Source organism: Nodosilinea sp. LEGE 07298, assembly GCF_015207265.1.
GTDB lineage: Bacteria > Cyanobacteriota > Cyanobacteriia > Phormidesmidales > Phormidesmidaceae > Nodosilinea.
On record NZ_JADEXE010000383.1, the window covers coordinates 1 to 5287 of the forward strand.

General features: G+C 58.0%; 4 protein-coding genes and 1 pseudogene. 3 read left to right on the top strand and 2 right to left on the bottom strand.

The window, feature by feature from the left end; all coding sequences use genetic code 11:
* Positions 1-212 (top strand): annotated as a pseudogene (locus tag IQ273_RS34145) (IS4 family transposase); the annotation flags it as partial.
* Between the two features lie 132 nt (positions 213-344).
* Positions 345-1895, top strand: coding sequence for a Ppx/GppA phosphatase family protein (locus tag IQ273_RS29860; RefSeq protein WP_194026734.1), 1551 nt, complete (start codon positions 345-347; stop codon positions 1893-1895).
* Positions 1896-1952: 57 nt separating this feature from the next.
* Here the strand turns inward: IQ273_RS29860 and IQ273_RS29865 are convergent, their stop codons facing one another.
* Complete coding sequence (locus tag IQ273_RS29865) at positions 1953-3170, bottom strand: ATP-dependent 6-phosphofructokinase (protein WP_194026735.1); 1218 nt, start codon at positions 3168-3170, stop codon at positions 1953-1955.
* 117 nt (positions 3171-3287) lie between these two features.
* Complete coding sequence (locus IQ273_RS29870) at positions 3288-3746, bottom strand: hypothetical protein (RefSeq protein WP_194026736.1); 459 nt, start codon at positions 3744-3746, stop codon at positions 3288-3290.
* Between the two features lie 388 nt (positions 3747-4134).
* Between IQ273_RS29870 and glmS the strand changes: the two genes are divergently transcribed.
* Positions 4135-5287, top strand: a 1153-nt coding sequence (gene glmS, locus IQ273_RS29875; protein ID WP_194026737.1) for a glutamine--fructose-6-phosphate transaminase (isomerizing), incomplete at its 3' end; no start/stop codon positions are given.

Consider the following 5287-nt stretch of genomic DNA (forward strand, 5'->3'; position numbering starts at 1 on the left):
GGAGTCGTCTGGATTGGCATGGCGACCGGGGCTTGAGTTTTCTGCAACTCGGTTTGCGGGAACTGGCTCGGCTTTGCTACGAGCGTTTGCCCTTGCCCATCCTCCAAGCCTTGCCTAAGGGCAATCCACCGCCCGCTTGCGCCTCTCAATGCAAGCGAGACGCCCTAGACTGTCGCATTGAGTTCGCTAAGGTCCTCACATTCTCATGGTGAGACTGCCCTAAGTTTTCTGCACCACTAAGCCCAGGTGACTCTGGCTATATTCGCTGCGGTGAGCTTTGCAGCCCGCGAGCGAACTATCGCAAATGGCGTCATGATGGTCAAAACGGACGCCTGAGCTGATTTATGAAACTTGCTGCGATCGATATTGGCACCAACTCCATTCACATGATCATTGTGGAGGCGATCGCACAGCGAAATTTCGACGTGATTGAGCGCGAAAAGGAGATGGTCAAGCTGGGGTCGGGGGTATTTGCCACCCATCGCCTCAGCGATCGCGCTTTTGAAACCGGGCTAGAAGTCATCCAGCGCTATGTTCAGCTAGCTGAACAGGTGGGGGTTGATGAAGTGATAACGGCGGCGACCAGCGCCATTCGAGAAGCGCAGAATGGGGAAGCCTTTTTGAGCCAGGTGGTCCGACGCACCGGCCTAGCCCCCAAGATTATCTCTGGCCGAGAAGAAGCCCGGCTGATCTTTTTGGCCGTGCGCAATTCTATTGCCTTTGAGGATGAAACCGCTGTGGTCTTTGACATTGGCGGCGGCAGTACAGAAGCTGTAATCGGCGATCGGCGAGACGTGCTGTTTAGCGATAGCCTGCAGCTGGGGGTGCTGCGCCTGCTCGATATGTTTGAGGGCAAAGGCTCCGTGGGTCGCGAAGGCCGCCACGTGCTAGAGGCCCACATCGAGTTTGTGGCCCAGCAGACCATCGACCAAATTCGATCAATTGGCTTCGATCGCGTGATCGGCACCTCTGGTACCATTCGCACCCTGGGAGAGGCAGCCTACCTGGAAGCGGGAGGGAAATCTCTGCAATCGGTGAATGCCGAAACGGTGCGGCTGAAAGACATTAAGCGTCTTACCGACGATTTGCTCGATACTAAGCTGGTCAATCGGGCCAAGTTTGAAGGCATTAGCGACAAGCGGGCAGACGCCATCCATCTGGGCGGCATTTTGCTCGTCAAGCTTTTAGATATGGTCGGGGTCAACGAGATCACGCTCTGCGATGCGTCCCTGCGCGAGGGCATGATTTTAGACTATCTGGAACGCCATTCTCAAGCGGTGCCTTCATTTCCAGATCAAATCAATTTACGCTATCGCAAAGCCGCTCAGCTAGCCAAGAAATATGAGTCTGACTGGCTCAAAAATGAGCATATTGCTGAGATCGCCCTTCAGCTTTTTGATCAGACTCAGGTACTGCACAACTACAGTGAATTCGAGCGTGATTTGCTCAAATTTTCTGCACTGCTCCACGATGTTGGGCAGTTTATTTCCTACCAAAAGCACCACAAAAATTCACGCTACATCATCAATCGCGCTAACCCTCGCGGTTTCACCGACGAAGAAATTCTATTGATTTCAACCCTAACCCGTTACCACTGCAAGGCAGCTCCGACTAAAAAGCATAAGCGCTTTAAAAAGCTATCCAAACCCCATCGCCAGATCATTCAAACGCTCTCAGGCCTCCTTCGAGTAGCGGTCAGCTTAGACAAAACGAAAAACCAGCGCGTTCAGTCAGTATCCTGTCAAATTTCAGAGCATATTTTAGAGATTGGAGTGCTTGGCACTGGCAACCTTGATCTAGAAATTTGGGCGGCCCAGCGCGATCGCCAGGTGTTGGCAAAAGCTCTGAACCGCGAGGTAGATATTCAGTATTTTGGGCCTTCTCCCGCTGCCTGATTTGCCCAGCCACATTGAGTGAGGGCTGGGCAAATGCCAGTTGCCCCTACGGGTGGGTTAGGCCAGCGCCGAGACCTCCGGAATTTCTGACATGACCGTCTTGGGGTTGGGTAGGGTGTCGGGGTCGCCCACGTAGATGCCGAGCGACCTGGCTACTTTGACCATGGTGCTGTCGGTCTCGACCGGGCTGGGGCAAACGCCGCGCTGGTGGCAGCTGCGCACAGTGGCGATCACGTCGTCGAGGTCTTTGGATCGCACCCGACCCGCTTCCCAGACCACCATGCGGTTGTAGCGGCCTTCGGCAATCAGATCTACCGCTTTGCGGCCAAAGGCCGAGGCCAGCAGGCGATCGCTGGCGGTAGGAATGCCGCTGCGCTGAATGTGGCCCAGCACCATGGCGCGGGTTTCGACCTGGTCCATGTCGCAGTAGGCGGTGTCGCCGGTTTGGCAGAGGGTACGGCTGCGATCGGCGATCGCGGTGGCCAGATATTCGCCTATCAGGTGCATGGGTTTGCCGTCTTCGCCGTGGACGCCTTCACCCACCACTACCAGGGCAAACTTGCGGCCCCGCTGGCGCAGCTCGGCAATGTGCTGACAGATCTGCGTGACCACCAGCGGGTTTAGCTCGGGCACCAGTTCGGGAATCAAAATCACATCGGCCCCGCCCGCAATGCCGCCGTGGAGAGCGAGGTGACCCGCATCGCGGCCCATGACTTCGACCACCATGACGCGATCGTGGCTGGCAGCGGTAAAGGTGAGGTCGTAGAGGGCGCTGTTGACGGTTTGCACGGCGGTGTTAAAGCCGATCGATTTCTCGGTGAAGGGCACGTCGTTGTCGATGGTTTTGGGAATGCCAATCAGGTTCCAACCGCCGCGCTGGGCCAAGTCGTAAATAATGTCGAGGCTGCCGTCACCGCCGATCGCAATCAGCGCATCCAGGTTGAGCTGGTCGTAGCCCGCCAAAATTTTGGCTACGTTGTCGATGCCCTCGGGGTAGCCCTTATTAAGCGAGCCGAGAATGGTGCCGCTGAGAAACTGCAGCACGTCTAGCCCCTGCAAAATGCCGGGGATGTCGTAGCCGTGGTCGGTGAGGCGCAGGTGGGCGGGGTCGTACTTACCATCGACCACCTGCATAAATCCGTCGGTGCTGTAGGGAATGCCAATCACATCCCACCCGCGCCGATTGGCGCACTTAACCACCGCACGAATAACGGCGTTGAGGCCGGGGCAGTCGCCGCCGCTGGTGAGAATGCCAATGCGTTGAGTGGGGGTCATAGAACGGTATCCGAAAGGCTAACACCCCTATCCTCAAGCCGTTTGAGCCTACGGCACCCCCACGCTTCAACAGTCTTTAACAGTCTTAACGGAGAATAATCTTCGGTCCGAGTTTGCTTAACTACACAACTCGGTAGTCCAGTCTTGGGAGCCGCGACCCTGCTGGCAGCGCACTTGTTGACCGACCCAGTCGAGCCGCCACTGGTCGCCCTCGGGCACAAATTCGAGGCGATAGCGCATACCGTTGACAGAGTCGTCGGCTAGGCCCGTTTGGGTGAGAATAACTAGCGCCTGGTCGTCGGTTTGCTCTACCAGCTCGGCCTCTTCTTCAAAGTTGCCTTCGACCGGCTCGGTGCTGCCAAAGGTGGCGAGGGCAATGTCGGTGGGCTCTGCGCCTACTGCACCTTCAGGAACGGGGACTTCGCTGTAGGCGGTGCGATCGCCGCCCATATCGCCGCCCATATCGCCCTCCATATCGCCCCCTGCGTCAGCGCCCGGTGTTTGAGCCGGGTCTTCTGTGGTGGGTGGAACGGTCTCTGGGGTGGTAGAGGGTTGACAGGCAACCAGTGTTGTCATCAGTGCGCCTGTGGTTAAGGCCGCAAGCAGGTACGTTTTGAGCATAATTTTTTCGCGATAAAGGCTGATTAATGTATCCAAGGCAACAAAAAAATTGATTCATTCGCACCATACAGGCAAAATCTATGTTTTTGCTATGGCTTGATTCATCAATCAAAATCTTTGGCGTACGTAAACCACAGCGGGAATAACGGCGTCGTAGTCAGGGCGATCGCCGCCGCTGGTGAAAACGCCAATAGGCTGAAAGTTGTCCATGCGATCGCTTTAGTCTCGGCCCCGTAGCCAGCCGCCCATTCGGCACCCTGGGCGATCGCACCGACCGGGCCACCGTGTATCCTATAAAGTCAGCTTTATCACAGCACTTGCCCAACCCCAAGGAGACAGCGCTATGTGTGGAATTGTGGGATACATCGGCACCCGTCCCGCCGCCGACATCTTAATGGATGGCCTGCGTAAGCTCGAATATCGCGGCTACGACTCTGCTGGCCTCGCCACCGTGCTCGAAGGTGAGCTGCACTGCGTGCGTGCCAAGGGCAAGCTGCAAAACCTACAAGACAAGATCGACGGCCAGGAAAACCCGGCTCGACTGGGCATTGGCCACACCCGCTGGGCCACCCACGGCAAACCCGAAGAGCACAACGCCCACCCCCACCGCGACGCCTCGGGCCGCCTGGCGGTGGTGCAAAACGGCATCGTTGAAAACTACCGCGAGCTGCGCGAAACCCTCAAGGCTAAGGGCCACCAGTTCACCTCTGACACCGATACCGAAGTGGTGCCCCACCTGATTGCCCAGCACCTGAGCCAGCTCAGCCCCGCCGACACCCAGGGCAAGTCCCTCCTGCTGGAGGCCACCCGCCGCGCCTGCCAGCAGCTGCAAGGGGCCTTTGCCCTCGCCATTATTTCTGCCGACTACCCCGACGAGCTGGTGGTGGTGCGCCAGCAGGCTCCCCTGGTGATTGGCTTTGGCCAGGGCGAATTTTTCTGCGCCAGCGACACCCCGGCGATCGTGCCCCACACCCGCGCCGTGCTGCCAATGGAGAATGGGGAGCTGGCCAGTCTCACCCCCCTAGGTGTGGAGGTGTACAACTTTGCGGGCGATCGCCAGCGCAAGCACCCCATCACCCTGAACTGGAACCCCATCATGGTGGAGAAGCAGGGCTTTAAGCACTTCATGCTCAAGGAGATCTACGAGCAGCCCGGCGTGGTGCGCACCGCCCTCGAAACCTACGTCGACAACACCTGGACGGCAGCCTCGACCAGCACATCTCCGCTGAGCCTGGGCCTGCCCGACGACCTGCTCACCGGCCTTGACCACCTGCAAATAGTTGCCTGCGGCACCAGCTGGCACGCCGCCCTAGTCGGCAAATACCTAATCGAAGACCTGGCCAACCTGCCCGTCATGGTGCAGTACGCCTCCGAATTTCGCTACTCGCCCACGCCGCTGATTCCCAATACCCTCACCATCGGCGTCACCCAGTCAGGCGAAACCGCCGACACCCTCGCCGCCCTGGAGATGGAGCAAACCCGCCGCGCCGCCCACC